The sequence below is a fragment of the Pseudobacillus sp. FSL P4-0506 genome (assembly GCF_038003025.1).
GTDB lineage: Bacteria > Bacillota > Bacilli > Bacillales > Domibacillaceae > Pseudobacillus.
Genome location: NZ_JBBOOI010000001.1, coordinates 2194454 through 2220949, shown reverse-complemented (window position 1 = coordinate 2220949; position 26496 = coordinate 2194454). Strand labels below are relative to the sequence as shown.

Below are 26496 nucleotides of genomic sequence, written 5' to 3'. Positions count from 1 at the left end.
CATCCTCCCTTCTCTCTTCATTGTATGTAAGAAGAAGACGTAAAAGAATGATTAATCATGTAACATTATTAGAAGTTTTGTCGAATACCTTTCTAAACTTAAAGGAAGCGGCCATAATATGTAATGTTGTGTCTTCTTCGCAAATATATTTGTCCGGGAGAGTTAGAAAATGGAGAGATATGAAATGTTCAATGATCTAATTGAAGAAATCAATTCTAAACGAAAATTAATGATTAAAGTCGGAACAACTAAGGGACTTCATCACTTTGAAACCATTCAATACAGCGAAGAGCTAGATAAACTGATCTACAAATATCAAAGGTTAACTAAGCTTTCCAACAACTAATTTTTGGGTATTTACTGCTGTCCATGACTTAGCTAAAAAGAATCTTAAGAAAAAAGCAAAGGAGTGTGAGATAATAGAAGGGGATTAAAATAAAAATTAGGAAGTGACAAGATGGCTTATTATAATAACAGACGTGAAGAGCCTTTGCCAAGTGAAGATATTAGCACCTGGGAGTGCACCTCAGAAAATTGCAACGGTTGGATGCGCAAGGCATTTTCTTCTGTTGAAACACCTGTCTGTCCATTTTGCGGCAGTTCAATGGAAAGCGGCACTAGGCATACTCATCCTTTGAAAAATAACACTGTACATAAAGAGTAGAAGCGAAAAAGTCCGTTAAGATATAGACATGGTCTATTCTAAAACTATCAGGCTGATTGAAAACGTTTGGCTTCCAAGCTCCATCCTGATGAGAAGCAAACAATGAGCGTTCAAGAAAGCGAGCGTTATCAGCAGCCTGATTCACTTTCTTTTTTACTCTTTATAAGGTATAAGGTAAAAACCATTATTTTCTGACCATTCTCCGTAAAAGACCTCCGTTATATCTTCTACTCCTTCTCTCTTTAATTCATACCTCAGCCACTCTTTGTCTTTGCCAACTTTCTTTAACTCTCTTTCGTCTATTGTCCCTTCATCCACAAGCAAATAAGTTGCCTCGTTCTCCTTAGGCTTAATATTCATCATAGCAGGCGTGATAGCAGATTCTTTTGCTTTTGGCAGCACGCTTAATGTTCCACTCGTTTCCAATGTAGCATGTTCTACTTCAGCCAGTGAAAAATACCCCTGACTTCGAAGCAAAGTTCGTAATTGCTCCATTTCTATATGGTTCTTCTTTAATTCCTTTACATTGATTTTTCCTTTGACAATAATGTCAGATGATTCTCCCTTTAACAGCTTTCTAAACCAATTTGACTTCATCACTAACTTTTCAATTAGGTAAATGAGCGTTCCCCAAAGCAAAATAGCATAAACCACTTGAAAAATAGAGATTTTTTCATCAAAAATTCCTTCTTCTAAAAAGCTTCCAAGCAAAATTAAATAGACAAAATCAAATGGAGTAATTTGGGACAGTTCTTTCTTTCCGAGCAGCCGAATGACTATTAGCAAGCTCACTAATCCAACAATAATCTTTAGTGTAATATCTAAATACATGAATTTACCTCCTGTGGCAGGCGCGGTTGTATCCTTACCATCCCTTTCCCTATTTCATTCCCCATGAACCTTCCAATTTATCTCTTAAACCTACCGCCCTACATCCTAGCAGAAGTTTCTTCCCTTCCACTCCCACTTCCTTTAATTCTTTAGCTGCTGAAATTCCTAAACGGAAAAAGAGCGAACCTGTTATTTGAATAAACAGGTTCGCTCTTTAACTTATCGCTCTTGAATGATTGCTATTTTAAAGGCTTTGCTGCTTTCTCTTCACCAAGCCAATCAGTCAGCTCGTTAAATATATCCGCCGCATTTTGCCAGCCCAAATCGTACAACTTTGTCAATTTGCGCGGGTTGCGTTCGATGCGGCCGACTTCAAGCGGCTGCGTTGGACGAATAACAAAGGCTTTGTTCTCTTTTTGAAGCTGGTCAATATACTCAACTGTCCGATTATAATGTCTCCATCTTTCTTCGAGCGTTCTTACTACTCCTGGATAGGCGGCATACTTACGTCTTATCATAAAATTCAGGCGGGAAGGTTTTTTCATATAACCTTCATGCTGGGTAAGAATAATAACATTGCGGCTGCAGCCATCCTCTTCCGCTTTCCTGACCGGAATAGGGTCGCTCATTCCCCCATCAAGCAGCTCATACCCTTGGAAAGAAACAATGGGAGCAGCAAATGGTAACGAACTTGATGCCCTAATTGGCATTAATAACTCTTCTTTATATTCTTTTCTGCTAAAGTACACCGGCTCACCTGTATGACAATCCGTTGTACCAATAACAAATTCTGTTTCACTACGATTAAATTCATCGTAGTCAAACGGCACGATTTGGTTAGGAATAATATCAAAAACATAATCCATACCAAATAGTTCACCTTTCCTAAAGTAATTCCGCAGCGAAATATACTTTGGATCACGGATAAAACCAATATTTACCCGCTTATTTCGGCCCCACTGTTTAGAGATGTAGGACGCGGCATTACAGGCTCCAGCTGAAACCCCAATCACATAGGGAAACTCTATTTTATTCTCAAGAAAAAAGTCGAGCACACCGGCTGTATATACTCCTCGCATGCCGCCGCCTTCTAGAACGAGACCTGTCTTTGTGTGCATGTTCACCCACTCCTTTTCATACTATATTGTATCAGACTCTCTCCACTGACACGCTTGATTTGCTTAAGGAAAAGCGGATATTTTATAAGAAAAATTTTTTACGAAAACAGGTGAAAAATCTATTTTCAAATAGAAAAAATTTTTGTATGATAGATTTAGCTTTGAAACAATTTGATGAGTATTAGGGAAGGCAAATGGTGCGCCACCAGCTTCTTTAGCTGGTTCTAGTGGGTTCGATTCCCACCCCGAAATTTTTTGTGAATGCTATGAAAAATTTCGAGGGTGGATTCGGACACAACAGGACCGGAGTGCCCTCATTTGGAGGGATTAACATGTTAAAGAAGCGCGATGTACATGACAGTCATGTACTATTTGACTTAATGACGCACCCGGAAGTCTTCCCTTTTGTGCGCCAAAAAGCCCACTCCTATGAGGAATTTGTGTTTGTTACAAAGCAAACAATTGAAGCAGAGGAGAGAGGAGAATTAGTCTCCCGTACCATTACCGACGAATGGGGCAATCCGATCGGTACAATTAATTTATATGATATTCAGGATGGGTGTGGTTTTCTCGGCACATGGCTCGGCAAACCATTTCACGGAAAAGGATACAACGCTCCGGCAAAGGAAGCCTTCTTTCACGAATTATTCTTTGAACTGGATATGGAAGCCATCTTTATGCGGATTCGTAAAACAAATACCCGGTCACGCAAAGCAGCAGAAAAACTTCCTTACGCTATCCTCGCTAATGAAACTCGATCCGCGGTCTATTCCCGCATTAATGAACATGATGAAGTATTTGATCTGTTTGAAGTATCCAGGGATTTGTTTACTTTTTATACTCTGCGCCAGCAAAGCGAAGCGGCAGAAGAACAAGCGTTGGAAGCTTGATCTGTGCTGTCCCCTATCTTTCTAACTATCAGCTCCATCTTCCCTTTCCCCCACCAGCGTCCGCTGGTGGGGTTTTCATATGTGTCAGGCGGTACGATCACTTTTATGGTATAATTCTCTCATTCTATCTATAGTTGCCAAATGAAGGAGAACAAAAAATGGAACAAACGTTTACCCTTAAACAAAGAATCAAGAGGCTCATGTACATTTTAATTCCTATATTTATCACCCAATTAGGAATGTTCTCTATGAACTTCTTTGATATTATGATGTCCAGCCGATACTCTGCTGATGACTTGGCTGGCGTAGCCATTGGCTCTTCCTTATGGGTGCCTGTATACACTGGATTAAGCGGCATTCTGCTCGCCATCACGCCAATTGTCGCCCAACTGACCGGTGCTAAAAAGACCAAAGAAGTACCCTTCACAGTAATGCAAGGCATCTATGCCTCTGTTGTGCTGGCGGTCTTTGTTTTTGTGATTGGCAGCATAGCCCTGGACCCTGTTTTAAACAGGATGAGCCTTGAAGGAACTGTAAGAGAAATAGCCAAGAATTATATCATTGCTTTATCATTCGGTCTTATCCCTGTTTTTGTTTATGCAGTCCTCCGTTGTTTCATCGATGCGCTTGGCATGACAAGAACCTCCATGATCATTACGCTTGTGTCCTTGCCATTAAATGTATTTTTCAATTATGCTCTTATTTTTGGGAAGTGGGGATTGCCTGCTTTGGGAGGTGTTGGAGCTGGCTATGCATCAGCCATTACTTATTGGTTAATTATGATGATTGCTATCTTTATTATTCACCGGAAGCAGCCATTTAATCAGTTTCAAATTTTTCATTCTTTCCCTGCCATATCATTAACTAAATGGAAAGAAATTTTATTTATGGGCGTGCCGATTGGGCTATCTATCTTTTTTGAAACAAGCATCTTTTCTGCTGTTACTTTGTTGATGAGCGAATATAGCACGACAGTAATTGCCGCTCATCAAGTAGCGATCAATTTTGCCTCCCTTCTCTACATGCTTCCTCTCAGCATTTCTATGAGCCTAACAATTATTGTCGGCTATGAAGTTGGGGCTTCCAGATTGAGAAACGCCAAAATCTTCAGTTGGCTTGGAGTAGGAACGGCCGTCTGCTTCTCGCTATTATGCATCCTTTTACTTATGTTATTCCGTGAGCAGATTGCGTCTTTCTACACCAAAGACGAAGAAGTACTGAGCCTAACGATCCACTTTTTGCTATTTGCGGCTCTGTTTCAGCTATCAGATGCCATTCAAGCTCCTGTTCAGGGAGCCCTCCGTGGCTATAAAGATGTAAATACCACCTTCGTTATGACAATGATCAGTTACTGGGTGATTGGTCTGCCGCTAGGATATTATCTTGCCAATACGACCGAGCTCGAAGCATACGGCTACTGGATTGGTTTAATTTCCGGCTTGACGGCCGGCGCTTTAACACTCTCTACACGCCTGCTTATTATTCAGAGGAAGCACTCTCAAGCCGATAGCTCAATCAGTAATCTTCATGGCTGATTAAATAAAAAAAAGCGTCTGTTTTGACTTTTCTATAACGAGAAACCTCTTCTTTCCGGAGGTTTCTCGTTCGCTTGCAGCCCTAAGCTTCGCTAAAAAATTTTATTACATCCTCTGCTCTCCACCTTCCTCATCTGCTGCAAAAATCCGTTTACTCATAGGCTTAACAGCACCTCAGCTGGAGAAGTTCTTTTGGCTAAGCTTTATTATAAACCATTTTAGACTGCATTCTTCCCTCGCCATTCTTCTTTGATTTAAACGAAAAAGCGCTCTTCCTAAACTGAATCATTTCAGCGGAAGAAGCGCTCTTTTTTAAAAGGCATTCATTGTTTTATTAGGCACCTGGGGGACGATTTTCGAAATCGTAATCGACAGGCTTAGGAGCAACCCGCGAGTGCTCGAGAGCTGGTGTATCGGGTCTGGCAATTTGGTAGACAGATGCTCCAATAATTTCAGCGGTTTCCTGCAGCTTATTTTTGTCAATTTTGTCAATCGTATCTGCCGGTGTATGGTACCATGGCTCCAGCGGGGAATGAATAAATAAGGCCGCTGGAATGCCAAGTTCATGGAATGGCTGATGGTCGCTGCGCCCCAATTGTCCGTATGGCACCGATTCTCCTAAAGCCGTTCTTGACCCTGCAGCTGAAGCAAGATCTGTCACTAAGTTTTTCTTGCCATCAATCGTATACATGATTAAACCGTTAGCTTTGTTGTCACCGCCGGCATCCTTGCTTCCGATCATGTCCATTTGGAAATGCCCTACAATTCGGTCTGCTTCTTGATCACTTAAAGTACCTGCATAATGATAAGATCCTAACAATCCTTTTTCCTCCGCACCAAATGTAACGAATCGTAATTCGGTATCAATCGGCATATTGGCCATTACTCTGGCAAGCTCTAATACAGCCGATACGCCGGAGGCATCATCGTTGGCACCAGGACCGCCTGGAACAGAATCATGATGTGCACCAATCATTACAACCTGTCCGGTATCCTTGTTTTTATGCGGCTTCATTTTAGCAATCACATTGTAAGAAGTTTTCTCCTCCATGCCGGAGCCTGCTACTTTAAGATATGCGGTTTTCGAGCCTGCTTTTAATTGTTCTGCCAACTCTAAGCCTTGTGCTCTGGTAATAGAAACAACCGGAATATTCTGTCCATAATCCGCCTGACCAAATGCATTAGATGTGCCAGAATTGTTATAAAAGATTACCCCAACGGCCCCTTTTTCCAAAACATTTTGAATCTTTTCGACGAAAGCGATATCCCCGCGCTCAATGAGGGCAATTTTTCCTTTTACCGTATTCGGTACAGTGCCCGCTAGCGCTTTGCCCACATGAATCATTTCGGCCGTTACCTCGTCACTGTAAGAACCCGAAACCACGTACGGCTTTAAATTTTGCCCGCCAACTTCTAGAATTCCGCTTGCATTATTTCTGACTGCCTCATAGAATTTAAAAGGCTGCAATTCTGTCTCATAGCCATATTTTTCAAATTGGCTTTTTATGTAGTTTGCCCCTTTTAACTCTCCATCAGTACCCGCCGCCCGAGGCTGTTCCGACAATAAAGCGATCGTGTTATACATATTGTCAGCATTAATTTTTTTTATAATCTTGTTGTCAAACGCTGAAGCAGCATTTGAATTTGGTGCGTTTTTAGGAGCCTGGGCATAAGCTCCTTGAACACTTAGTGCTAATCCTGCTGTTAACAGAATAGACATCACTTTTTTCTTACTCATTGAACCCCTCCTATTTTGAAGATAGACATGCTTCCAGTAAATTATCAATGATTTTACTTAGTTAGTAAACAGTTACCATTCTACAAATAAACAGAAAAATCGTAATTTTTAATTACTTTCCTCCTGTAAAAATAGATGCTGATTGATAAATAATGTTGTAAAAGCAAGAAATCCTAAGAATAGACAGGTGCTTCTTCCTAGATAGATAAACCTAAATTAATTAATAAGGACCATCGCTTTCTACTCTTAACAAACTGTCTATACAAGAAAATTTTGTTTATAAAAAGTCTTGTGTTTCGTCTACACACACTTAAAATTTGTGAAAAAGCTCTTCTTTTATATTTTTTTCAAAAAACATGAGCCGATCCAATCTATAGTATCAACTCACTTTTCCAGCACCATCCATGCAAATATAACCAATGCTCTGCTCTTTATCCAGTTCAAAATTATACACATTCAGGAGACATCCGCTTTCACAAATAAAAGCCTAACCCCAAACCCTACCAACACTATCCCTGTGGTTTTCTCAATCCAATTCTGTACGGAAGGCGCTAATAACCACTCACGAATAAAGTGGAGACAAATAACATACACAATAAACCAAATGATTGATAGCAGGGCATAGGTAGAGCCCATTAGTAACAGATCAAACGTTATACGATCAGCATTTGTTACAAACTGAGGCAGAAAAGTTAAAAAGAAAACAGCTACTTTCGGATTTAGCAAATTTGAAAAAAGCCCTTCCTGAAAAGCTGATTTATGTTTTTTTATGAGCTGCTTTTCTTGTATGTGGGTGCTTTTTTTAGGTAAAAACGCGACAATCCCTAAGTAAATCAGATAAATAGCACCGACCCATTTAACGAGATTAAATGCTATGGCAGATTGCAGTAAAAGAGCAGACAATCCTAAAGTAGCAGCAAGTGTATGAGCAAGTGAACCAGCTGCAATACCAAATGCCATTTGGAAGCCAGCATTTCTTCCCTCTGCTATGGTTCGTTTCGTAATTAAAGCCGTATCAATCCCGGGGCTTATAACAACGAATAGTGTCATAATTATAAAAGTAATCATTGTTTCCCCTCCTATTTGTCCGTCTTTACAAAGCATATTTAATTTGATTTATTCAATGAACTTTATTATTTCATTCAATAGAATAAAACAAAAGGTGCTACATGAACCAATTATTTATTGGCCAAAAAGTCAGAGCGTCGTGAAAAAAGACGGTCTTTCATTAAGGAAGTTAACAAAGCGCACAGAAAGTCCCCCTTCTATGTTAAGCCCAATTGAAAAAGCAACGCTAATCCTTCTATTTAAACAATAAAATCATTGTCCAAAGTGCAAGACGTCCCTCTGTTTACATTTTAAATGGACGAAGTCAACACAAAAGAACTAATTGCAAAGATAGGGAAGTAAAGGAAAATAATTATCGTTGGCCTTCACTACGAACTACTTTCTCCCGACTTTACAAGCCAGCTGGCTACTGCGATTGTGCGCTTATCACCAGAGAACAGCTCTTCAGAACAGTCGCTTACACATAAAGAGGAAGAAGTTGCCTATGTATTAGTGGGTCCTCTTCAATTAACATTGTCAGGAGACGAATATGAATGGCAAACTGGAGATAGTGTGGAAGTTCCAGCTCATACAGAACACCAGTGGTTGAATCAAACAAATAAAGAAACCAGTATCTTGTTTTCTGTGACACCACCCTCTTTAAAAAAAGCTGTCTTAGAAAATAAAAAAGCAAATCCACTATAAAGAGCCTCTCCATATGGATTACAGAAAGGCTCTTCTCCTTTGATCACAAGATTACAAGGCTGGTGATCGTTCTGTATTTTATTCAACCGATTATTTCCTTTATCGACCTCTATTCTGAAATAATAAGTTCTACTAAATCATTTAATAAAGGATTCACTCACTACCCTTGAAAGCAATTCAAAATAATTTTTTCTCTTTTTATGAAACCATACATGCACATGGCTTGTTCTAGTGACTTAATGAGAGAGTCTCTTATACATGGCTATCATAATTTGCGTGATAAATTTTCCCAAGAACATCTTGTCCGCCAGTAACCGGTATCATGCTGCCGGTAATAAAATCGGCATCATCAGAGACGAGAAAAGAAACCACTCTGGCGAGATCTTCTCCTGTTCCTGGCCGGCCAACCGGAACAATAGAGCTGCTTTCACGCTTTGCGTTTGCAATTGTCTCTTCTTTCCAACGATCGGCAATATCGCCAGGACAAATCATATTAGCAGTGATTCCATTTTTTGCTTCTTCTATGGAGATTGTTCTTGTAAGAGATGCAAGGCCGGCTTTTGCCGCGGCAAAGGCTGAACGATAAATCCATCCTGGCGCCGTTTCCACCCGGTCATACCCGAATGTAATGACCCTTCCCCACGTTTTGGCACGCATGTAGGGCATCGTTAGCTTTGTTAAATAAAAGACACTGTTTAAATTCCCATTGATCATGTATTGCCATTCGTCCCAATCGTATTCATCCATCGTTTTTCGCAGAGAGACATAGGGGCCTGCATTATGTATCAAGATATCTATCCCGCCGAAAAATTCGACAGAGTGGCCAATCAATCGTTCACAGTCCTCTTTTTTTGAAACATCTCCCTGTACCACGATAGCCTGGATATCAAACTTTTCTGATAAATCAACTGCCAATTTTTCTGCGGCTTCCTTGCTTGAACGGTAATTAATGATTATATTGCATCCGCATTCAGCAAGAATAGTTGCTGTCCACTTGCCAATTCCTCTTGAACCGCCTGTAATCAGTGCCGTTTTCCTCCCCATAACATCCTCTCCAAAAAAGTAATATATATAAATTATACTAATCATCCCCTTTGAAATATGCAAATATAACCATAAAAAAAGCACCGTGATATCACGGTGCTCCTGCTCATTTATTTTCCAATAAACATTTGTGTCCAGATGTTTCCGTTCTCTACATAGCCAACACCAATATGCGTATAATCTTTATTCAAAATATTCGCACGGTGGCCAGGGCTTTCCATCCAAGCTTTAACTACCTCTGCAGGTGTGCGTTGTCCTTTAGCAATATTTTCTCCTGCTGTGCGGTAAGTAATACCAAATTTCTTCATCATATCAAATGGAGAGCCGTATGTTGGACTAGTGTGTGAGAAATAATTTTTTGCCAGCATATCTTCTGATTTCTTTCTAGCTACTGAGCTTAACTCACTATCAGCTTTTAAAGGCTGCAATCCAGCTTTTTGGCGCTCATTATTTGTAAGATCAATTACTTGCTGTTCGAACGCACTTAATCCAGCTGTTGTTTGTGTTGGTTTTGTTGTTTGTGTTGGTTTTGTTGTTTGTGTTGGTTTTGTTGTTTGTGTTGGTTTTGTTGTTGGTGCCGGCTTTGCTTCTGGTTTTGTTGACGGCACTTGTTGTGCTGTCAGGCCATAGTTTTTCAAAATCCATTGCAAACTGATATTTCCTTGAGCTAATTGTTGATATACTTCTTTAGGAACTACTACTTGTCCAGTCTGGCATTGAACTTTCACTGTTGGCTGTGAAACTTGTGCTGCTTCTGTTTTATTTACAAATGGAGAAGCAAACAATGTTAATGAGGCTGCCAATGAAACAACTACTTTTTTGTTCATGTAAACTTCACTCCTACTTTTTCTTTTTTTGACAGTAAAATCGTAACATGATTGTTTTGTAATAAGAGAGGCAATTCATAGCAAAAAAGCCAGCTCCTTTTAAAAAAAGAAAGCGGCTTCTTCTATTTATCTATTAGAAAGGCTCATCCCTGAAATACCAACGTTTGTCATTGTTTTCATGGGGAAGAATTTCTCGGAATGTTTTCCATGGTGGAGGGTCCTTTTCATGAAATTGGCACGTTTTATTTTTTTAAAAAAGGGGAAAAAACAAACCTTTTTTTCAAAAAAGACATTCTCATGACAACTCCGACATTTCTTTTTCACAGAATAAAGACCACAGCAGTGATTATTTCCTTCCTCTGCTCTCCGGAAAATCTAGTAATTTTTTTCTTTGTTTACAATATTTATAAATGATTTATTATTAGAATAGATAAGTTTGTTAATTTGAGGGATGCTAAACATGGAAAATTTCGAGAATGATTTACTGTTTTCTAATGCTTTTCATCATTCCGGCATAGGAATGGCTCTTGTGGGTCTTGATGGAAAATGGTTGAAGGTTAATCATGCGATGTGTAAATTAACAGGGTACGATGAGGAGGAATTACTCCAAATTACCTTTAAAGATATTACTCATCCGGATGATTTACAAATTGATTTGACACATGTTAATGAACTGATTCGCGGAGAGAGCCGTTCTTACCAAATGGTGAAACGATATTTTCACAAGAACGGACAGGTTATTACGGTTTTATTAACTTCTTCTATCGTTTGTGATCAGGAGAATAAGCCGCTCTTCTTTATTTCTCAAATCCAAGATATTACCGAACAGAAAAAAAGTGAGACTGAACTAAAGCTGTTTGCAAAAGTATTGGAAGCGACACAGCAGGGGGTTGCTATTACAGATGCAGACGAGAAAATTATCTATGTTAACGAAGGGTTTACCAAAATTACCGGCTACAGCTTTGACGAAGTGAAAGGTCGGAGCCCCAGTATGCTCCAATCCGGGAAACACGAGAATCCCTTCTACCGTGAAATGTGGATGAATCTGCTGACAAACGGTTATTGGCAAGGTGAGATTTGCAACAAAGACAAATCCGGCCACACTTATACTGAATGGCTAAATATAAGCAACTTAACAGATGGGAAGGGAAAAACCACCCACTATGTCGCTGTCTTCTCAGATATTTCCCCATTGAAGGAAGCAGAAAATCAATTAAAAGAGATGAACAAACAATTAAATCGTCTTTCTACTTTGGACGGTTTAACAGGCATCCCAAACCGCCGAGCATTTGATGATAGATTGTCATCTGAGCGAGAAAAAGCGCTCCAATGGAATAAGCCGCTGTCCATTATCTTGCTAGATATTGATTTTTTTAAATTATATAACGACACATATGGCCATTTAAGCGGGGATGACTGCTTAAAAAAAGCGGCTGCTGCCATGGAGCGAAAAGCTGTAGAGTTTTCTGGCTTTATAGCCCGATATGGAGGAGAAGAATTTGTCGTCATCCTTACAGATACGACACTTGAAGAAAGTGACATAGCTGCAGAAGAAATCAGAAAAAGTGTGGAAAACTTGAAAATCCCACACCTTCGCTCGCAAATCAGTGAGTATGTGACTATTAGTGCAGGCCTGGCCACCCTTCTCCCGAACAACCAAGGTTACACAGAGGAAGATTTAATTGATCTAGCCGATAGCGCCCTATATGAAGCAAAAAAAGCCGGTAGAAATCAATTAAAAATATCAACCACCATCTCTATTTGATTGTATGAGCAGGTGAATACAACACGGCCTAAATAAAAATGAGCAATAAATCTTTACAGCAAAAAAAGGACCTCTCGTATTGAAGTTCTTTTTTGCTTTTTCTCTTCTTAAGTGAATGAACTTTTTTATAGTGTGAATTTAGCACTATATGTTTTAAGTTATTAATCTTCAATTAAACTCCATCGTTTATCATTGAGCCTTTCAACTAATTCGCTTTTCTTCTTTGAAATATGAAGAACCACACTCCGCTTAGATTTTTTCCTTGTTGTTCCATCCAATTAATACTACCGGGCCTGCATGCTCTTCGCCTATTGAAAAGCACCTCTGTCATTTTTATGATCCATCGATTTTTTCATTACTTCAGGCATTCCAATCGCATCAAAAAAAAGCCGGGCGCTCTCTTCATGATAGATGAAAAGAACGCCCGGTGCTTATTGAAAAGTATTTTTAGGAAGCAGCATTGGTCTGCTGCTTTTTGAGCATTTCTATCGCTTTTTCTTCCTGTGTGTCATGCTGTTGAATTTTTTCTCTTAAATCATTCATCAACTGCACAGTCGTATCACCTGATAGCACGCCCGTTTGCTTGATGTCTGCTTTTTTCTGGAATTCCTTCACTGCCTCTGCTGTTTCTTCATCGAAAAAGCCGTCAACCTTACCAGGATGATATCCAAGCGCTTCAAGCATTTTCTCAGCGTTCTTTACTTCTTCTGACAGGCTGTCAAGTTTCAGTTCATTGTCAGGACTGAGATAAGATAAGTTAGCATAATCAGGAAGTTTAACTAGAACATCAGGCTTAATTCCTTTTTTGTGAATCCAATTGCCATTCGGTGTCAGCCACTTGGCTGTTGTAAACTTCATATTTGAACCATCTTTGAAATCTTCTGCTGTTTGTACAGTCCCTTTTCCAAATGTCTTTTCCCCAATCAGAGGAACGCCAGCAGATTCTTTCATAGCCGCTGCGAAGATTTCCGAAGCACTGGCACTGCCGCTATCGACTAGAACCACTACAGGCACAGACTCTTTCTTACTATTGTCAGAAATCATTTTTTCTCGTTTACCTTGATTATCTTCTACTTGGAAAAGAACTTTTCCTTCAGGTACAAACATATTGGTCATCTCAATAGCTTGATCAAGCAGCCCACCCGGATTTTGCCGCACATCAAGAATCATGGATTTCATGCCCTTCGCTTCCATTTTCTTAATAGCATCCTTCAATTCAGCGGCTGTGTGTTCAGAAAAACTCGTGATTTGAATATGAGCAATTTTATCATCCTTCATCTCTGCATAGACCGTTTCAATCGGAATGTCATCACGTACAATGGTAATTTCCATCGGCTCTTTTGTTCCAGCACGCTGTACTTTCAATTTTACCTTTGTTCCTTTTTCACCTCTGATCAACAGAACGGCTTCCGATGAACTCATTCCCTCTAAGCTCTTGCCGTCCACTGACATAATGCGGTCATTCGGCCGGAGCCCCGCTTTCTCTGCAGGAGATCCTTTGATCGGTGAAACAATTTTGATCATGCCTTTTTCTTCTTGTATTTCTGCTCCAATCCCTTGAAAGGAGGAAGAAACACTTTCATGGAATTGGCTGGCTTCCTTTTTGTCCATATAGTCAGAATATGGATCATCAAGGGAGTCAATCATTCCATTAATAGCGCCATTCACCAGCTTATCTTTATTGACATCTTGGTAATAATTTTTTTCTAGTTTATCATAGGCCTCATACAGCTTTTCAAATTCCGGATGCGGCTTCATGCCGACCTCCGCCGCCTTTTCTCCTCCAAAAGCGAGCGCGAGCGTCGTAATGGCCGCCGTCGCGAATACGAGGAAGAATACAAGCATAACAAAATGAAATTTCTTCAACCGAATGTAAGGGGATTGATGCTTGCTGCCAGGCTGGTCAGACTTGTTTTCATCCATGATGCTCACCGCTTTCCATGCTTAATAATCATTAATTTAACTCTTATATTCTATCAGTTTTCTATTGAATTAAAAAGAAAAAACCTCTCCCGGTCAAAAGAGGAGAGATTTCAAAGGATGCCCTATTATATTTTTTGAACGTGATCAAAATATTCTTCCAGCGTCCAGCCATGCTTGTAAATCTCTTCTGCTGCCTTTATGCCAACATAGCGAAAATGCCACGGTTCATACATATATTTGGTCACATTCTCTTTTCCCTTTGGATAACGCAGAATAAATCCGTATTTATGAGCATTATTAGCAAGCCACTGTCCTTCTTTTGTTGTTTCAAACGCTTGAAGCAAATCAAATTGGACACTTTCTGCTGATATATCCATGGTAAGGCCTGTCTGATGTTCACTTTGCCCTGGTGGTGCTACAGCTTGAGCGGCTTTTTCGAAGGTGCCTACCTTCGCTATTTGGTTGTTCATGATTTCTACTTGTCGTTTATAAGAACGATAGCCAGAAACAGCAAACAAGTCAATTTGCTCCTGTTTAGCTGCTGCAAACATTTTTTCCAGCGCCCCGGCAGCTTCTTTTCTCATGTGACTTTTTTCAATATCTTGTTCACCAAACGAAAATGGCACTTTCGGCCGGACCAAATCTGGCGGTGTATAGTCTCCTGGCAAAGAAAACTCCTTATTAACGAGCACCATCATATTTTCAGGGTTTGTAATTACGGCTTTTCCGTTTACTTGTTTAATCTCATTAAAAAAAGCGGCTTCAAGCTTTAGACCGGCAGCAGCTTCCTTTTCCTGCGGCTGATCCGCCGGCTTTTCAGCCTTGTTTTTTTCCTGGGTTTCTGTCTGCTTGTCTTTTTCTGCTCCGTCCATCTGCTGGCAGCCGCTGAGCAGCAAAGCAGCCGTTAGTACCCATCCTGCTTTCTTCATTTTATCACCTTATTTTCTGCTATTATCTCTTAAAGCTCAGGCAAATGTTCAAAGGAAAACCAGCCCGTCAACAGGCTGGTGTTTTTTATTATTATCAAATGCAGTATCCTTCACCGCTCTATTGGATTTTACTCTTGAATAGCGGCTTCAAGGGCTACCTCGATCATCTCATTAAATGTTGATTGCCGCTCTGCAGCAGTCGTTTCTTCCCCTGTTAAGATGTGATCGCTCACCGTTAATACAGAAAGCGCTTTTCGATTGTATTTTGCCGCCAGTGTATAAAGAGCAGCTGTTTCCATTTCGATAGCAAGGATGCCATAATCAGCCCACTTTTGATGTTCGGCATTGTCGTTGTAGAACATGTCTGCAGTAAATACGTTGCCAACCTTTAAGTGAAGTCCTTTTTCGATACCGGCATCAAATGCTTTTTTCAATAACTCCCAATTAGCTGTGGGGGCATAATCAACTCCATTGAATGTAAATCGATTCATTTGAGAATCAGTAGACGCACTCATAGCTAAAATAACATCTCTTACCTTGACGTCTTTTTGGATCGCCCCGCAAGTACCGACACGGATTAAATTTTGAACATTATAGCTTTGCATCAGTTCGTTTATGTAGATGGAAATAGAGGGAACGCCCATCCCAGTTCCTTGCACTGAAATTTTCTTCCCTTTATATGTCCCTGTGTACCCGAACATATTTCTGACTTCATTATAACAAGCCGGACTTTCCAAAAATGTTTCTGCAATATATTTTGCCCGAAGCGGGTCACCTGGAAGAAGGACTGTTTCCGCTATTTCATTCTCTTTCGCTCCGATATGAATACTCATTGTAAACCCTCCTAAATAATCTCTCTCCGCTTTCACTATTGTAATTGTTTTTAGAAGGGTCTGCAATGAATATGAGTGCTTTCTTGTTCTACAGCAATTTAAGCATATTTAGCAATCACTTGTCTTAACTTTGCATTTAGCGCTGGAATTTCTGGGGAAGTCACTGTCATTCTAATATGGGTTTCATCCATCTCAAGCGCCTCTGCAAACAATCCGCCAATCCCTCTTGCTTTTCGATCGACTTGGATAAGCAGTTCCGCTCTTTCTTCTGTCTGGGCTAAGAACATAATTTCCAATTCATCTAGTTTGCCGCGAAAAGGCCCGCTTGTCGGCACGAATTCAAATTCTTGTACAAATGGAAAGCGGCTTCCTATTCTTCTTGGCGCCTGCTCACACTCTACCTCCCGAAGCCGAAAGCCAATTTGGCCAATCTCCTCAAGAACCGAAGCGACAAGCCTTGTTGGGCGTACTTCTATATAATCTTTATCGCTCGGATCGGCTGCATTTTTAATGTCGAGCCCCGTCGCCACCCAGACACGTGTATTGCCGTAGGTAATGGGTGTATCTATCGGGAGCTCCAATGAGAAAGGAAACGACTTTGTCTCATTCGCACCAATTTTAAATGGCTCATTCAATTTATGCTTTTTAACCGCTGCGTGATCGGTATACTTGCGGTCATCGGATTCTCGGATAAATGTTGTATATATCGTTAAGTAAATAGAATCAATTTGCTGCTCGGTGCTTCCCCCGTATATTTCTACTTGCCCTCTAATGGTTTCACCGGCTGTATAAGCTGACTTCTCAAGCTTTGTATCTACCTTAGCGCCTCCAATCCCTATACTGGCAAGCATCTTGTTGAAAAATGACATCTAAATTCCCCCTTTTCTATTTATACATTCACTTAACATACGCCATGTGGAATAAAAAGTTTCATCTTTATTTTCTTGAACCCTTCAAAAAAATAAGACTGCCTGCAAATGCCCTTCTCCACACACTAGCTGCAGGGGAGGTGTCCGGCTCTTTGCTTGCGGCAGTCTCTTATTTTTCTTCTTCCATATAGCGGTCCCACGCTTCATCAAATACCGTCATGCTTGATAAATAAAAACCATTCATTTCTAAATATCGGCTTAATTCATCGTAGTGACGAGACATTTTTGGAAAGCTGTGGTCGGTGAATGCATGATTCGCAAATGCCGCCAATTCATCTCTGGGCGGCTCTTCGCGAAATTTCATTAAATAGTGGAAAAATGACTTTCGCAAAAACCCCATCTCCTTTTTCACCAAATATAAAGGACAGGGGCACTTCATGTAAAGAAAAAATTTTTCAACTGATCACCCCTCAAAATAGATAAAGGGCTAGAGTTGATGAAGAAAAAACTTCTTCACATGGATTGCGTCAGTATTTATTTTTCTTCGAACAAGGGTAAAAGTTCGGCATAGCCTTCTTCCTTCATGTTCTCTTTTGGAATAAAACGCAAAGCAGCCGAATTGATGCAATAACGCAATCCTGCTGGTCCCGGCCCGTCAGGAAACACATGGCCAAGATGGGAATCTGCAGCTTTGCTTCTTACTTCCGTTCGTACCATATTGTGACTGAAGTCTTGCTTCTCTATAACCTCCCCATCTTCAATCGGTTTTGTAAAGCTTGGCCATCCACAGCCAGCATCGTACTTGTCCCGAGAAGAAAATAACGGCTTACCGGAAACAATATCGACATAAATGCCTTCCTCAAACGTGTTCCAATATTCGTTGCGAAAAGGCGGTTCTGTTCCATTATTTTGTGTTACTTCATACTGCATCCTGTTTAGCTTTTGCTTTAATTCTGGCTGATTATCTTTCATTTCTCTTTCCTCCCCAATGATTTCGGATAAAGGCTGCTCTTCCTGATCCTTGATGATAGGCTTCGTAATGAGACGGATTCTTTTTATAATAATATTGATGGTATTCTTCAGCTGGATAAAATGGTTTTGCCGGTAGAATCTTCACATTAATAGGAACAGGAAAACGGCCGCTTTCATTTAGCTTTTGCTTGGACTCTTCTGCAAGGCGCCGCTGCTCCTCTGTATGATAAAAAATAGCAGGCTGATAAGATTGCCCCCGGTCATAAAATTGGCCGCCAATGTCTGTTGGATCAATATTCATCCAATAAATATCAAGAAGCTGCTCATATGGAAAAACGGCCGGATCATACGTAATTTCTACCGCTTCATAATGTCCTGTCGTTTCACTGCATACCTCTTCATAAGTTGGGTTTTCTGTAACTCCTCCGGTGTATCCGGAAATGATTTTTTTAATTCCCGGCTGTTCATCAAACGGCTTCACCATACACCAAAAACAGCCTCCGGCAAAGATTGCTTTCTCTTCCATCAATTATCACCTCTTCAGAAAGTAATACCCCTTTTTATCATTTTAAATGTCTTCACAAAAAAGAGGAATTATTCAGCTCATAAAAAAGCTTGCCCCTGCATATAGGGGCAAGCTTTTTTTGCTATTGTTCTACGGGAAGCTGAAACGTAAAGCGGATATCATCCTTTTTAAGATCAATGCGATCCGCTTTAACCTTCAAATCACTCTCAAGCTTCATTTTATCTAAGGAGATATAAATTAATTCATCGTTAGGCATAATCTTTACCCAATCAGGAAATTGATACGCATCTCTTGCTGCTTTCAGCACATAGGAAACAGGTAAATTAATTCTACCCACTTTGATTCCCTTTTGCCGCAAAATCACATTGCCATTCTTTAAAGCTTCAGGTTCAAATGTTAGTTTATAGTCAATTCGCTCTGAAAATACGGCTATATCCCCATATAACTCTACTTGATCGCGCAAGTATACATTATAATCAACAAAACTTTTCTCTTTTTCTTTTTCAATAAATGTTTTTATTACTCTATTTAAATCTTCTTTATTGGACCGCACATGAAATTCAACAGCCTCCTTTGCTGGATAAGCTTTTGGCAACGGTTCATCTTTTATCGGTGAGAATAAGCCGATAACAAGGATAAAGATAATAATTACATTTAAAGCAAGCAACCCTAAAAACGCTAGTTTCCAACCTTTTTTCATTCGCTCTCCTCATTTGCGTAGATAATTTTTTTGTTCGTCAGCTCCTCAAGCTTCTGCCCGTCGATCGTTTCAAATATCCTGTTTGCTATCTGTTCATACCCTTTATCATTTGGATGAAACTGGTCATTGTACAGGAGATTTTCCTCCGTATTCTCGAAAAGATCTTCTACAGTAACAAAGCATGTTTGGTCATATTGTTCAACTACATGCTTGCTCGCCTCATTCCAATCATCTATAATAGCCGATACTTCCTTTACATCAGACAATACCTTCATAAACGGATTATAAAGACCCACTAAGACGATACCTGCATCTCTGTTTTCCTTTCTAACCGTTTGAATAACTTTATCAAGCCGCTCTTCATAAGATCCCCGCTGCTTGTCAAACGCCTTAACACTCAACTGTGTCAAGTTATCTTTAAATACCTTCATTATGTCATTTCCGCCGATTGTAATGATAACAAGGTCTGCTTTTTTCAGAGACTGTCTGACCTCTTGTTGATTTAGCCTTTTAAGCAGCTGGTCTGTGCGATTTCCTTTTACTCCGTAATTCACGAAACGGGCCTTTTTCACCTCGGCAAGCTGTTCTAGCTGCCGTTGCAAATAAGGGATATATCCGCCGCTTTCTGTACTGTCTCCCACTCCTTCAGTTAGAGAATCGCCAATTGAAACGACGTCTAAATTTTTCGGAATTACTTCTGTTGTTTCGTTTGGAAATGTGGAGCAGCCTGTTAAACTGAACACAAAGGCCAAGAAAATGATCCACATTTTTCTCAAGTTGTTCACCCCGCAGTTTGAATTATTCATATTATAGCATATTCCTTTTTTCGAAGAAGCATTGGCTTATCTTTCTAAATAGGCTCTTGATCGATTGTATAGTATACTATGTTTGACCGTATAGCAAAAACACTGAAAAGGAGTTTATTCCCATGAAGTCGCTTTATTATTTCGCTGTTCTTGGTATTTTGCTCGTCTTGATTGCCGGCTGTTCATCAAAATCGGAAAAAGAAAAAGCCAAAGAGCCTGAGCATTCCGGCCAACACGATGCACACACTTTGCCAAATGGAGATCTGCAAGAAACTACCTCTTCCGTTAAAGAAATGCCTACCTTTTTAAATGATAAAAACGATGACATGAAAACTGTCTATTTAGCAGCTGCTCAGCATCCCGATGTGCTTGCCTCGATGCCCTGCTATTGCGGATGCGGCGATTCAGCTGGACATAAGAGCAATTTAAATTGCTTCGTCGCTGACATTTCAGAAAATAAGGTCGTCTGGGACGATCATGGCACCCGCTGTGGCGTATGCTTGGAGATTGCTGCAGAATCCATCCTTATGTCAAAAGAAGGTAAATCACTGCAGGAAATCCGTCAATATATTGATGAAAAATATAAAGAGGGCTACGCCAAGCCTACACCAACTCCAATGCCAGCATAAAAAAGTGTTCCGAAAGCATACAGCTTTCGGAACACTTTTTATGTGGCAAACGAATCACTTACTTAGCCCAATACATCACGCCAAGAGCGCCTAATCCTGTATGCGTTGAAATAATTGGAGTGGTTGTTTCAATTTCAAAATTTTCAAACCCTGTCAACTCGATTAACTTCGCTTTAAGGCGGCTAGCCAATTCATAGCCGTCGGCGTGAACGAGACCGATCTTCATTATTTTTTTTCCTTTCACTTCTTCGGCAATATGAGTAGACAAATATTTAATGACTTGGGCATGGCTTCTTACTTTTGCCACCGGACTCAATTCGCCTGTGTCAAGATTAGCAATGGGCTTTATATTTAAAAGCGACCCGATAAAGCCTTTCGCTTTGCCGATACGCCCGCCCTTTATTAAATTTTCCAGTGTATCGACGACAATATAAAGCTTCGTCTGTGAGCGGATTTCCTGTAGCTGGCGAACGATCGCCTCCATCGGTACTCCTTGTTCAGAAAGCTTGGCTGCTTCCACTACTTGAAAAGAAAGCGCTTTTGAAATATAGCCCGAATCTACCACCGTAACATCCGATTGACTCATTTCCGCTGCTTGTTCAGCAGCTCGTACCGTTCCACTCATCTTTCCTGTCATATGGATAGACAGAATCTGGCTGCCATCTTTTCCTAACTCATCATATAATTCTACAAATCGCCCAACGGAAGGCTGCGAGCTTTTTGGCAATTCATTCGCCTTCTTCATTTCTTCTAGAAATTCATCAGGTGAAATATCAATAGTATCTAGATATGTTTTTCCATCTATGAAAATCGTTAAAGGTACGATCGTAATCCCGTACTGATCCAGCACTTCCTTTTTCAAATCTACTGTTGAATCCGTTACAATCTTAATTTTATGCACGACTCCACATCCTTATCATCAATCAACCTGAGGATATTATAACGTTAAATAAGACAATTAACATCCTCTTCTTTTGACAAAAAAAAGAACGAAGAGGATCTTCGTTCTTGAAAGAAACCTGTTTTTTCTTGCAGACAGATAACGGACAGAGCTCTTTATTGACTTCCTCCGTATGAGGGCAATTGTGCCATAATTTTTTTCGCTTGCTGTTTTCCTTTTTCACTTACCATGCAGCCCCTTACCCCTCTGTTCACTTCTATCCATCCCTTTTCCCTTAATGCATTTACTATGCTTTTTACCTTGCCTTCTCCAATAGACAGACCTTTTTCCATTAATTCCTCGACAATGCGCCTTCTTCCAATACCAAATTTTTGATAAATGATTAGAAGCACATGATCTTCTTCTGAAATCGATTTCTTTACATAATAGGGCTCTTTCAGCTGCTTATCCTTTTCCCATTCAAACATAAAATAGGCCGGCAAATCCTCTAAACTAATTTTTTGTCCCGGGTTTTTCATGCTTACCATGTATTCTACGACATTCACTAGCTCTCTTACATTTCCCGGCCAAGGGTGGTGGGTTAAAAAGTCCATCGTTTCTTTGTCTACATACTCATTTACATGATACACATCCTGTTGAGAAAAGAGGTTGAAATAATGATGAACGAGAGGAAGAATATCCTCTCTTCTTTCCCGTAAAGCTACCGTTTGCAACGGCAGAACATTTAACCGGTAGTACAGATCTTTTCTAAACGATCCATCAGTAATTTTACTTACTAGGTCTTGGTTTGTCGCGGCGATAATCCGAATGTCTACAGGTACCTGATGGTTGCCTCCGACTCTTCTTATTTCTCCTTCTTGGATTACCCTTAACAATTTCACTTGCAAATCAAGGGGCGCCTCTCCGATTTCATCCATAAAAATCGTCCCACAATTAGCCTCTTCAAATAGCCCTCTTTTCCCTCCTTTTTTCGCGCCGGTAAATGCTCCTTCTTCATAACCGAATAATTCACTCTCTAAAATAGAAGGAGAGAGCGCTGCGAAGTTCACTGGAACAAAGGGCTGATCAGAGCGTGACGATTCATTATGGATCGCTTGAGCAAGCAGCTCTTTTCCTGTGCCACTTTCCCCTTGAATAAGAATCACAGCATTTCTTCTTGCCATCCGCTTAGCCAATTGAATCATTTTATTCATCTTTTCATTGCGAGTATGCAGATGAGTGAAGTGATAGCGCGCTCTAAATTTACTGCTGTTAATTTTAGAACTGATTACCTTATCTACATACTTAAACGTGTCGTAATTTTCAAGTTCAATTAAATAACAAATGACCTCCTCTTCGTTTTCTACTTTATCTACTGATACGATATATGTATTGTTTTTTAAATGAAAAACTTCTTCCTCATAATGTGGAGCAGTACTTACATCAAATTCTGATCCAAACAAATCTTTCACATTTACATTTAGAAGGATATTCCCTTCAAAAATCCACTTCATTTTCTCATTGGAATAGGTAACATTCCCTTGTTCATCGCAAAACAGTAATGCTTTCGGAAACTTATCGAAAATAGTGGTCAAAAGGAGGTTTGAATGATCTAATTTCTGATTAATGGTTGATAGATACTTTGTTAAGTCAATGATTTCACTCACGAATTCAGAGGAAGCCAACATTCCTGCTTTTTTAAGAACATTTAATTCAGACATGATTTCAGTAATAGTAGTAATGTCAATTTGTCTGTTTCCTATGTCGATCACTTCTTGAATCTCCGGAGGCACAAACCGGCTCTCTCCAGGTGTGATTGCTATGGAACAGGAGGAATAACTCTTAATCCCTGGGTAGTAAGGGGAAAAAGTGAGTGATTGAAATCCGTGCCCCTTCAGTTGTTCAATCGTTTCATAACAACTTTCTTTCGTGTCATTGACTAATAAAATATTTGTTTTTTCTTTTAACATAAAAATCTTTTCGATGTGCCGATAGCTTAGTGCCCGTCTAGCAATGATAATCTTCTTAGCTTCCTGTACCTGTTTGGATACATGGGGCAAAATAGGTGCTCCTGTCAACAGTACAATTTTATCTTTAAAGGTTGCCTCTACTCCTTTTTCAATTGAATAACCTCGAATGATTACTTCGTCTCCTAGATAACGTTTAATTTGTTTGGTCATACTCTGCAACGTGTTATCACCTAAAGAAATAATAATCAGTTCCTTCACAGATAGCCCTCCTTCTCTACCAATCCCTCATTTACTATGACTCCCATTTTTAGCAGTTGGTCTCAGTATAAATAATAGAAGCATAATAAAAAAGAGTGAGTTCACCCCACTCTCATTCATTGTTCCTGCACAAATTGAATATGCTGCATACCTTGTTATTCAAATGCCCCTTTCTTTAATAGCTGATAATCTCTCATAAATGGGACCCCATTAACCCATACATCACGTATTTCCATATTTTCATCCATTAAGACGATATCTGCATAGCTTTGCTCTGCTATTGTCCCTCTAAATGGATACACACCTATCCCTTTTGCCGGAGTAATGGTGAACGGCTTTAATGCATCCTCCATTGAAAGCCCTTGTTCATTCACCAGTTCTTTTAAGGCCTGAATTGTGGGTTCGAACCCGGCTACTTCCAACCCTTCCAATTCACCTGTTTTATTAAATACCGGCATGCTGCCATTCGCATCAGAACTAACAGTAATTTGACTGATTGCCACACCATGATCCAGCAAATACTTGAGCGCTTGGGCAGCAGACAGTCGGCTGCCTTTTTTCTTTGTATTTATATTTGACGTAATATCTACAAGTCCCCCGCGATTGGCATATTCTATCGAAGCTTCTAACAAATCCTCACTGCGATTAATATGCGTTGGGCTAAATAAACTAATCGGCAAATCTGTTTCATACAGAATCTCATAGAGAGTATTGTAATGGTTTTTTCCCGTTCCCATATGCAAATGAATGAATCCTTTTTTGCCCGAAAGCATAGAAGCTACTCTTACGTGTGAGGCCAACCTTTTCAATTCTTCTTTTGTGACGTAAGAAGAACGGTGATCCTCAATCGCAAGCTTCAATCCTAATACTTCCTGGAAGAACATAATGTCTTCCCTCACGTCTCCGGTAAGTGTACTTGGCGGATAGCCATATCCTCCTGTTAGAATATAAGCATTCATTCCTTCTTCGTTTAAAGATTTAGCCTTAGACAATAAGCTTTTTGAATTCCGCCCTATATCATTTGTCCCCAGCAGGCCGACCACAGTAGAAATCCCATTTCTTATTAAAGATCCTAATTGAACTTCAGGTGTGCTTGAAGAGAATCCACCTTCACCGCCGCCTCCGGTAATATGAACATGACGATCGATTAGTCCTGGTATACATATCGTATGTTTCCCATTAATAATTTCAACATCTATCCCGCTTATTATAATGTCATCATCTATTTTAATAATTTTATCTCCCGCAATAAGAACGTCTTTTTCCCCTGCATACTCTGGTGAATAAACGTTTGTCTGTTTAATTACTTTCAACATTGTGTTTCCCCCTGCAACCGTTTAAATTTTATATTGAAAATCATCCTCTTTTGATGATTGTCCTTCTGTAGCAGCTTTGACTTTTTCAATTGAAAACCCAGTGTATCCATAAATAATGGCAAAAATAAACCCGACGTAACACATGACAGCCCAAGGTAAAAACTCTATGACGGGTACTCCTAAAGTGCTTGACATATACACTCCAGCTAAAGACCAAGGAACGATTGGGACTACTACAGTACCGGAGTCTTCCAACGTCCTTGAAAGATTTTTAGCATGTAATCCTCTTTCAGCATATACATTTCTAAAAAGCTCACCTGGTATTAAGATAGACAAGTATGAGCTTCCCGTTGTGACTGCAATCGTAATGCAAGACAATACTGTAGCCAAAATTAAACTGCCTGTTGACTTTGCCTTTTCATTCACTTTTTCCAATACGACTTCTAAGCATCCTACCTTACTGACTACCCCAGCAAAAGCGAAAGAACAAAAAGCAATTAAAGTGGTTCCCATCATCGAGCTCATTCCGCCACGATTGAGCAAACCTGAAACGTCTTCCGGTATTGTAGAAACATCTACCGTTCCTGACATCATACTGATGTTGAACCCGCTGACAGTTGCCAAGAAAGCATTTTCAACAGATATACCTTGAAACACAATTCCAAGAATAATAGCAGTTGCGGAAGAAGCAATCATGACTGGAATAGTTGGATATTTTAAAATAGAACCGGCTAAAACGATAATAATAGGGACCACCAATAAAACATTCCAATCAAATGTAGAGGTTAACATGGATGTCATTTCATTCAAGCCCTCTTGGTTATTTCCACCTTTTACTTCCATCATTTTACCTGCAATGAAATAAACAATTACTCCGATAATAGCGGCTGGAATAGTTGTATACATCATATGTTTTATATGTTCATACAATTTGCTTCCTGCCGCAGCTGGGGCTAAGTTTGTAGTATCGGAAAGAGGAGACAACTTATCTCCAAAATAAGCCCCAGCTACGACCGCACCCGCTGTAACCGGCAGTGAAACGCCTTGAACGAGCGCAATTCCCATCACTGCCACTCCAATCGTTCCTGCCGATCCCCACGAAGTACCGGTAAATGTTGAAACGATAGCTGCCACAAAAAAAGCAGTGATCAATAAGTAATTAGGATCGATTAATTTCAACCCATAGAAAATCATCATTGGAATCGTTCCTGAAACCATCCATGTGCCTATTAAAATACCCACAGTAATTAAAATAAGAATAGCAGACATCGATTTAGCTGTTGTTTGAACAATTCCTTCTTGCATCTCTTCCCATGAAACCCCTAAACTTTTTCCAATAAGAGCGGCGATGGCTGCGGCGATTAGAAGCAATGGCTCTGCCCTTAAATGAAACACACCGTATCCTATTCCCAGCAGCAGCAGCAAGGCGATGATAGGAGTGATGGCTAACATAAGACCGGGCTTCTTTTTCATCCTAAATTCCTCCTCTTCACTTTATCTATCTTTTATAATGCAATAATCATGCCATTAGTAAATTAATCAGAATTTACTGATATCTGCATACTATAAGCATGCTATCTCTTGTTGAAAGGGATAAAACGGGATAAGATACACCCATTGGACCGTTTCATCCCTTTCAACAAGTCCGTTTTATGCTCTGGCTTTCCAAGGCTATTTTGACAAGACAACAAAAAAGAGTTCGGAATGTTTTCATCCGAACT

26 protein-coding genes and 1 pseudogene are annotated in these 26496 nt (G+C 39.9%); 7 read left to right on the top strand and 20 right to left on the bottom strand.

Annotated features, from left to right (window positions below; translation table 11 throughout):
- Positions 1 to 169: 169 nt before the first annotated feature.
- Together MKZ02_RS10995 and MKZ02_RS10990 are read left to right on the top strand one after the other, a co-directional pair.
- On the top strand, positions 170 to 346 hold the full coding sequence (locus MKZ02_RS10995) for an aspartyl-phosphate phosphatase Spo0E family protein (protein ID WP_120032392.1): 177 nt from the start codon (positions 170 to 172) through the stop codon (positions 344 to 346).
- A 111-nt stretch (positions 347 to 457) separates the two neighbouring features.
- Positions 458 to 664 (top strand): cold-shock protein, encoded by a 207-nt coding sequence (locus MKZ02_RS10990; RefSeq protein WP_120032394.1) that lies wholly within the window; start codon positions 458 to 460, stop codon positions 662 to 664.
- Here the strand turns inward: MKZ02_RS10990 and MKZ02_RS10985 are convergent.
- The 3 genes from MKZ02_RS10985 to MKZ02_RS10975 all read right to left on the bottom strand — a co-directional run bounded on the left by MKZ02_RS10985 (position 618) and on the right by MKZ02_RS10975 (position 2613).
- Positions 618 to 809: a hypothetical protein gene (locus tag MKZ02_RS10985; RefSeq protein ID WP_340856475.1), complete on the bottom strand. Its 192-nt coding sequence runs from the start codon at positions 807 to 809 to the stop codon at positions 618 to 620. The two genes, MKZ02_RS10990 and MKZ02_RS10985, sit on opposite strands and share 47 nt — an antisense overlap.
- A gap of 8 nt (positions 810 to 817) precedes the next feature.
- Entirely contained in the window at positions 818 to 1495 is a 678-nt protein-coding gene (locus tag MKZ02_RS10980) for a DUF421 domain-containing protein (RefSeq protein WP_340853546.1), read from the bottom strand.
- Positions 1496 to 1734: 239 nt separating this feature from the next.
- Positions 1735 to 2613: a patatin-like phospholipase family protein gene (locus MKZ02_RS10975; RefSeq protein WP_340853545.1), complete on the bottom strand. Its 879-nt coding sequence runs from the start codon at positions 2611 to 2613 to the stop codon at positions 1735 to 1737.
- A gap of 332 nt (positions 2614 to 2945) precedes the next feature.
- Here MKZ02_RS10975 and MKZ02_RS10970 point away from each other — a divergent pair, with 332 nt between their 5' ends.
- Positions 2946 to 3503 (top strand): GNAT family N-acetyltransferase, encoded by a 558-nt coding sequence (locus tag MKZ02_RS10970; protein WP_120032400.1) that lies wholly within the window; start codon positions 2946 to 2948, stop codon positions 3501 to 3503.
- 158 nt (positions 3504 to 3661) lie between these two features.
- A complete protein-coding gene (locus tag MKZ02_RS10965) occupies positions 3662 to 5038 on the top strand; it encodes an MATE family efflux transporter (protein ID WP_340853543.1) in 1377 nt (458 codons plus the stop codon).
- 334 nt (positions 5039 to 5372) lie between these two features.
- Here MKZ02_RS10965 and MKZ02_RS10960 read toward each other — a convergent pair whose 3' ends face one another.
- The gene (locus MKZ02_RS10960) at positions 5373 to 6776 is read right to left on the bottom strand and encodes a M28 family peptidase (RefSeq protein ID WP_340853541.1); all 1404 of its coding nucleotides are present in this window, start codon (positions 6774 to 6776) and stop codon (positions 5373 to 5375) included.
- Between the two features lie 456 nt (positions 6777 to 7232).
- The gene (locus MKZ02_RS10955) at positions 7233 to 7844 is read right to left on the bottom strand and encodes a LysE family translocator (RefSeq protein WP_340853540.1); all 612 of its coding nucleotides are present in this window, start codon (positions 7842 to 7844) and stop codon (positions 7233 to 7235) included.
- 109 nt (positions 7845 to 7953) lie between these two features.
- On the opposite strand from MKZ02_RS10955, the pseudogene MKZ02_RS10950 reads away from it, so the two are divergent.
- Positions 7954 to 8528 (top strand): annotated as a pseudogene (locus MKZ02_RS10950) (XRE family transcriptional regulator).
- Positions 8529 to 8780: 252 nt separating this feature from the next.
- Here the strand turns inward: MKZ02_RS10950 and MKZ02_RS10945 are convergent.
- Positions 8781 to 9572: an SDR family oxidoreductase gene (locus tag MKZ02_RS10945; protein ID WP_340853538.1), complete on the bottom strand. Its 792-nt coding sequence runs from the start codon at positions 9570 to 9572 to the stop codon at positions 8781 to 8783.
- A gap of 110 nt (positions 9573 to 9682) precedes the next feature.
- Positions 9683 to 10399, bottom strand: a complete 717-nt coding sequence (locus MKZ02_RS10940) for a CAP domain-containing protein (protein ID WP_340853537.1) — start codon at positions 10397 to 10399, stop codon at positions 9683 to 9685.
- Between the two features lie 460 nt (positions 10400 to 10859).
- Between MKZ02_RS10940 and MKZ02_RS10935 the strand changes: the two genes are divergently transcribed.
- Entirely contained in the window at positions 10860 to 12164 is a 1305-nt protein-coding gene (locus MKZ02_RS10935; protein ID WP_340853536.1) for a GGDEF domain-containing protein, read from the top strand.
- Between the two features lie 447 nt (positions 12165 to 12611).
- Here the strand turns inward: MKZ02_RS10935 and MKZ02_RS10930 are convergent, their stop codons facing one another.
- The 9 genes from MKZ02_RS10930 to MKZ02_RS10890 all read right to left on the bottom strand — a co-directional run bounded on the left by MKZ02_RS10930 (position 12612) and on the right by MKZ02_RS10890 (position 19683).
- Positions 12612 to 14087: a lmo1851 family serine protease gene (locus MKZ02_RS10930; RefSeq protein WP_120032416.1), complete on the bottom strand. Its 1476-nt coding sequence runs from the start codon at positions 14085 to 14087 to the stop codon at positions 12612 to 12614.
- A 125-nt stretch (positions 14088 to 14212) separates the two neighbouring features.
- A complete protein-coding gene (locus tag MKZ02_RS10925; protein WP_120032418.1) occupies positions 14213 to 15016 on the bottom strand; it encodes a M15 family metallopeptidase in 804 nt (267 codons plus the stop codon).
- Positions 15017 to 15144: 128 nt separating this feature from the next.
- The gene (gene deoD / locus MKZ02_RS10920; protein ID WP_340853534.1) at positions 15145 to 15849 is read right to left on the bottom strand and encodes a purine-nucleoside phosphorylase; all 705 of its coding nucleotides are present in this window, start codon (positions 15847 to 15849) and stop codon (positions 15145 to 15147) included.
- 98 nt (positions 15850 to 15947) lie between these two features.
- A complete protein-coding gene (locus tag MKZ02_RS10915) occupies positions 15948 to 16718 on the bottom strand; it encodes a sporulation protein (protein WP_120032422.1) in 771 nt (256 codons plus the stop codon).
- Positions 16719 to 16887: 169 nt separating this feature from the next.
- Entirely contained in the window at positions 16888 to 17118 is a 231-nt protein-coding gene (locus MKZ02_RS10910) for a YozE family protein (protein WP_120032424.1), read from the bottom strand.
- Positions 17119 to 17252: 134 nt separating this feature from the next.
- Entirely contained in the window at positions 17253 to 17690 is a 438-nt protein-coding gene (gene msrB, locus MKZ02_RS10905; RefSeq protein WP_340853533.1) for a peptide-methionine (R)-S-oxide reductase MsrB, read from the bottom strand.
- Positions 17680 to 18216 carry a peptide-methionine (S)-S-oxide reductase MsrA gene (gene msrA / locus MKZ02_RS10900; protein ID WP_340853532.1) on the bottom strand — a complete coding sequence of 179 codons (537 nt, stop codon included), beginning with the start codon at positions 18214 to 18216 and terminating at the stop codon, positions 17680 to 17682. Before msrA ends, msrB begins: the two co-directional genes overlap by 11 nt.
- Before the next feature lie 121 nt (positions 18217 to 18337).
- A complete protein-coding gene (locus MKZ02_RS10895; RefSeq protein ID WP_120032430.1) occupies positions 18338 to 18916 on the bottom strand; it encodes a YpmS family protein in 579 nt (192 codons plus the stop codon).
- The gene (locus tag MKZ02_RS10890; RefSeq protein WP_340856381.1) at positions 18913 to 19683 is read right to left on the bottom strand and encodes an SGNH/GDSL hydrolase family protein; all 771 of its coding nucleotides are present in this window, start codon (positions 19681 to 19683) and stop codon (positions 18913 to 18915) included. The genes MKZ02_RS10895 and MKZ02_RS10890 overlap by 4 nt, the downstream gene beginning before the upstream one ends.
- Positions 19684 to 19844: 161 nt before the next feature.
- Here MKZ02_RS10890 and MKZ02_RS10885 point away from each other — a divergent pair, with 161 nt between their 5' ends.
- Positions 19845 to 20351, top strand: coding sequence for a PCYCGC motif-containing (lipo)protein (locus MKZ02_RS10885; RefSeq protein ID WP_120032434.1), 507 nt, complete (start codon positions 19845 to 19847; stop codon positions 20349 to 20351).
- 58 nt (positions 20352 to 20409) lie between these two features.
- Here the strand turns inward: MKZ02_RS10885 and MKZ02_RS10880 are convergent, their stop codons facing one another.
- The 4 genes from MKZ02_RS10880 to nhaC form a co-directional block, all read right to left on the bottom strand.
- On the bottom strand, positions 20410 to 21252 hold the full coding sequence (locus MKZ02_RS10880; RefSeq protein ID WP_340853531.1) for a DegV family protein: 843 nt from the start codon (positions 21250 to 21252) through the stop codon (positions 20410 to 20412).
- Between the two features lie 155 nt (positions 21253 to 21407).
- Positions 21408 to 23459, bottom strand: a complete 2052-nt coding sequence (locus MKZ02_RS10875) for a sigma-54 interaction domain-containing protein (protein WP_340853530.1) — start codon at positions 23457 to 23459, stop codon at positions 21408 to 21410.
- Between the two features lie 155 nt (positions 23460 to 23614).
- Positions 23615 to 24775, bottom strand: coding sequence for a beta-aspartyl-peptidase (gene iadA, locus MKZ02_RS10870; RefSeq protein ID WP_340853529.1), 1161 nt, complete (start codon positions 24773 to 24775; stop codon positions 23615 to 23617).
- A gap of 21 nt (positions 24776 to 24796) precedes the next feature.
- Positions 24797 to 26248 carry a Na+/H+ antiporter NhaC gene (gene nhaC, locus MKZ02_RS10865; protein ID WP_340853528.1) on the bottom strand — a complete coding sequence of 484 codons (1452 nt, stop codon included), beginning with the start codon at positions 26246 to 26248 and terminating at the stop codon, positions 24797 to 24799.
- Between the last annotated feature and the right edge of the window lie 248 nt (positions 26249 to 26496).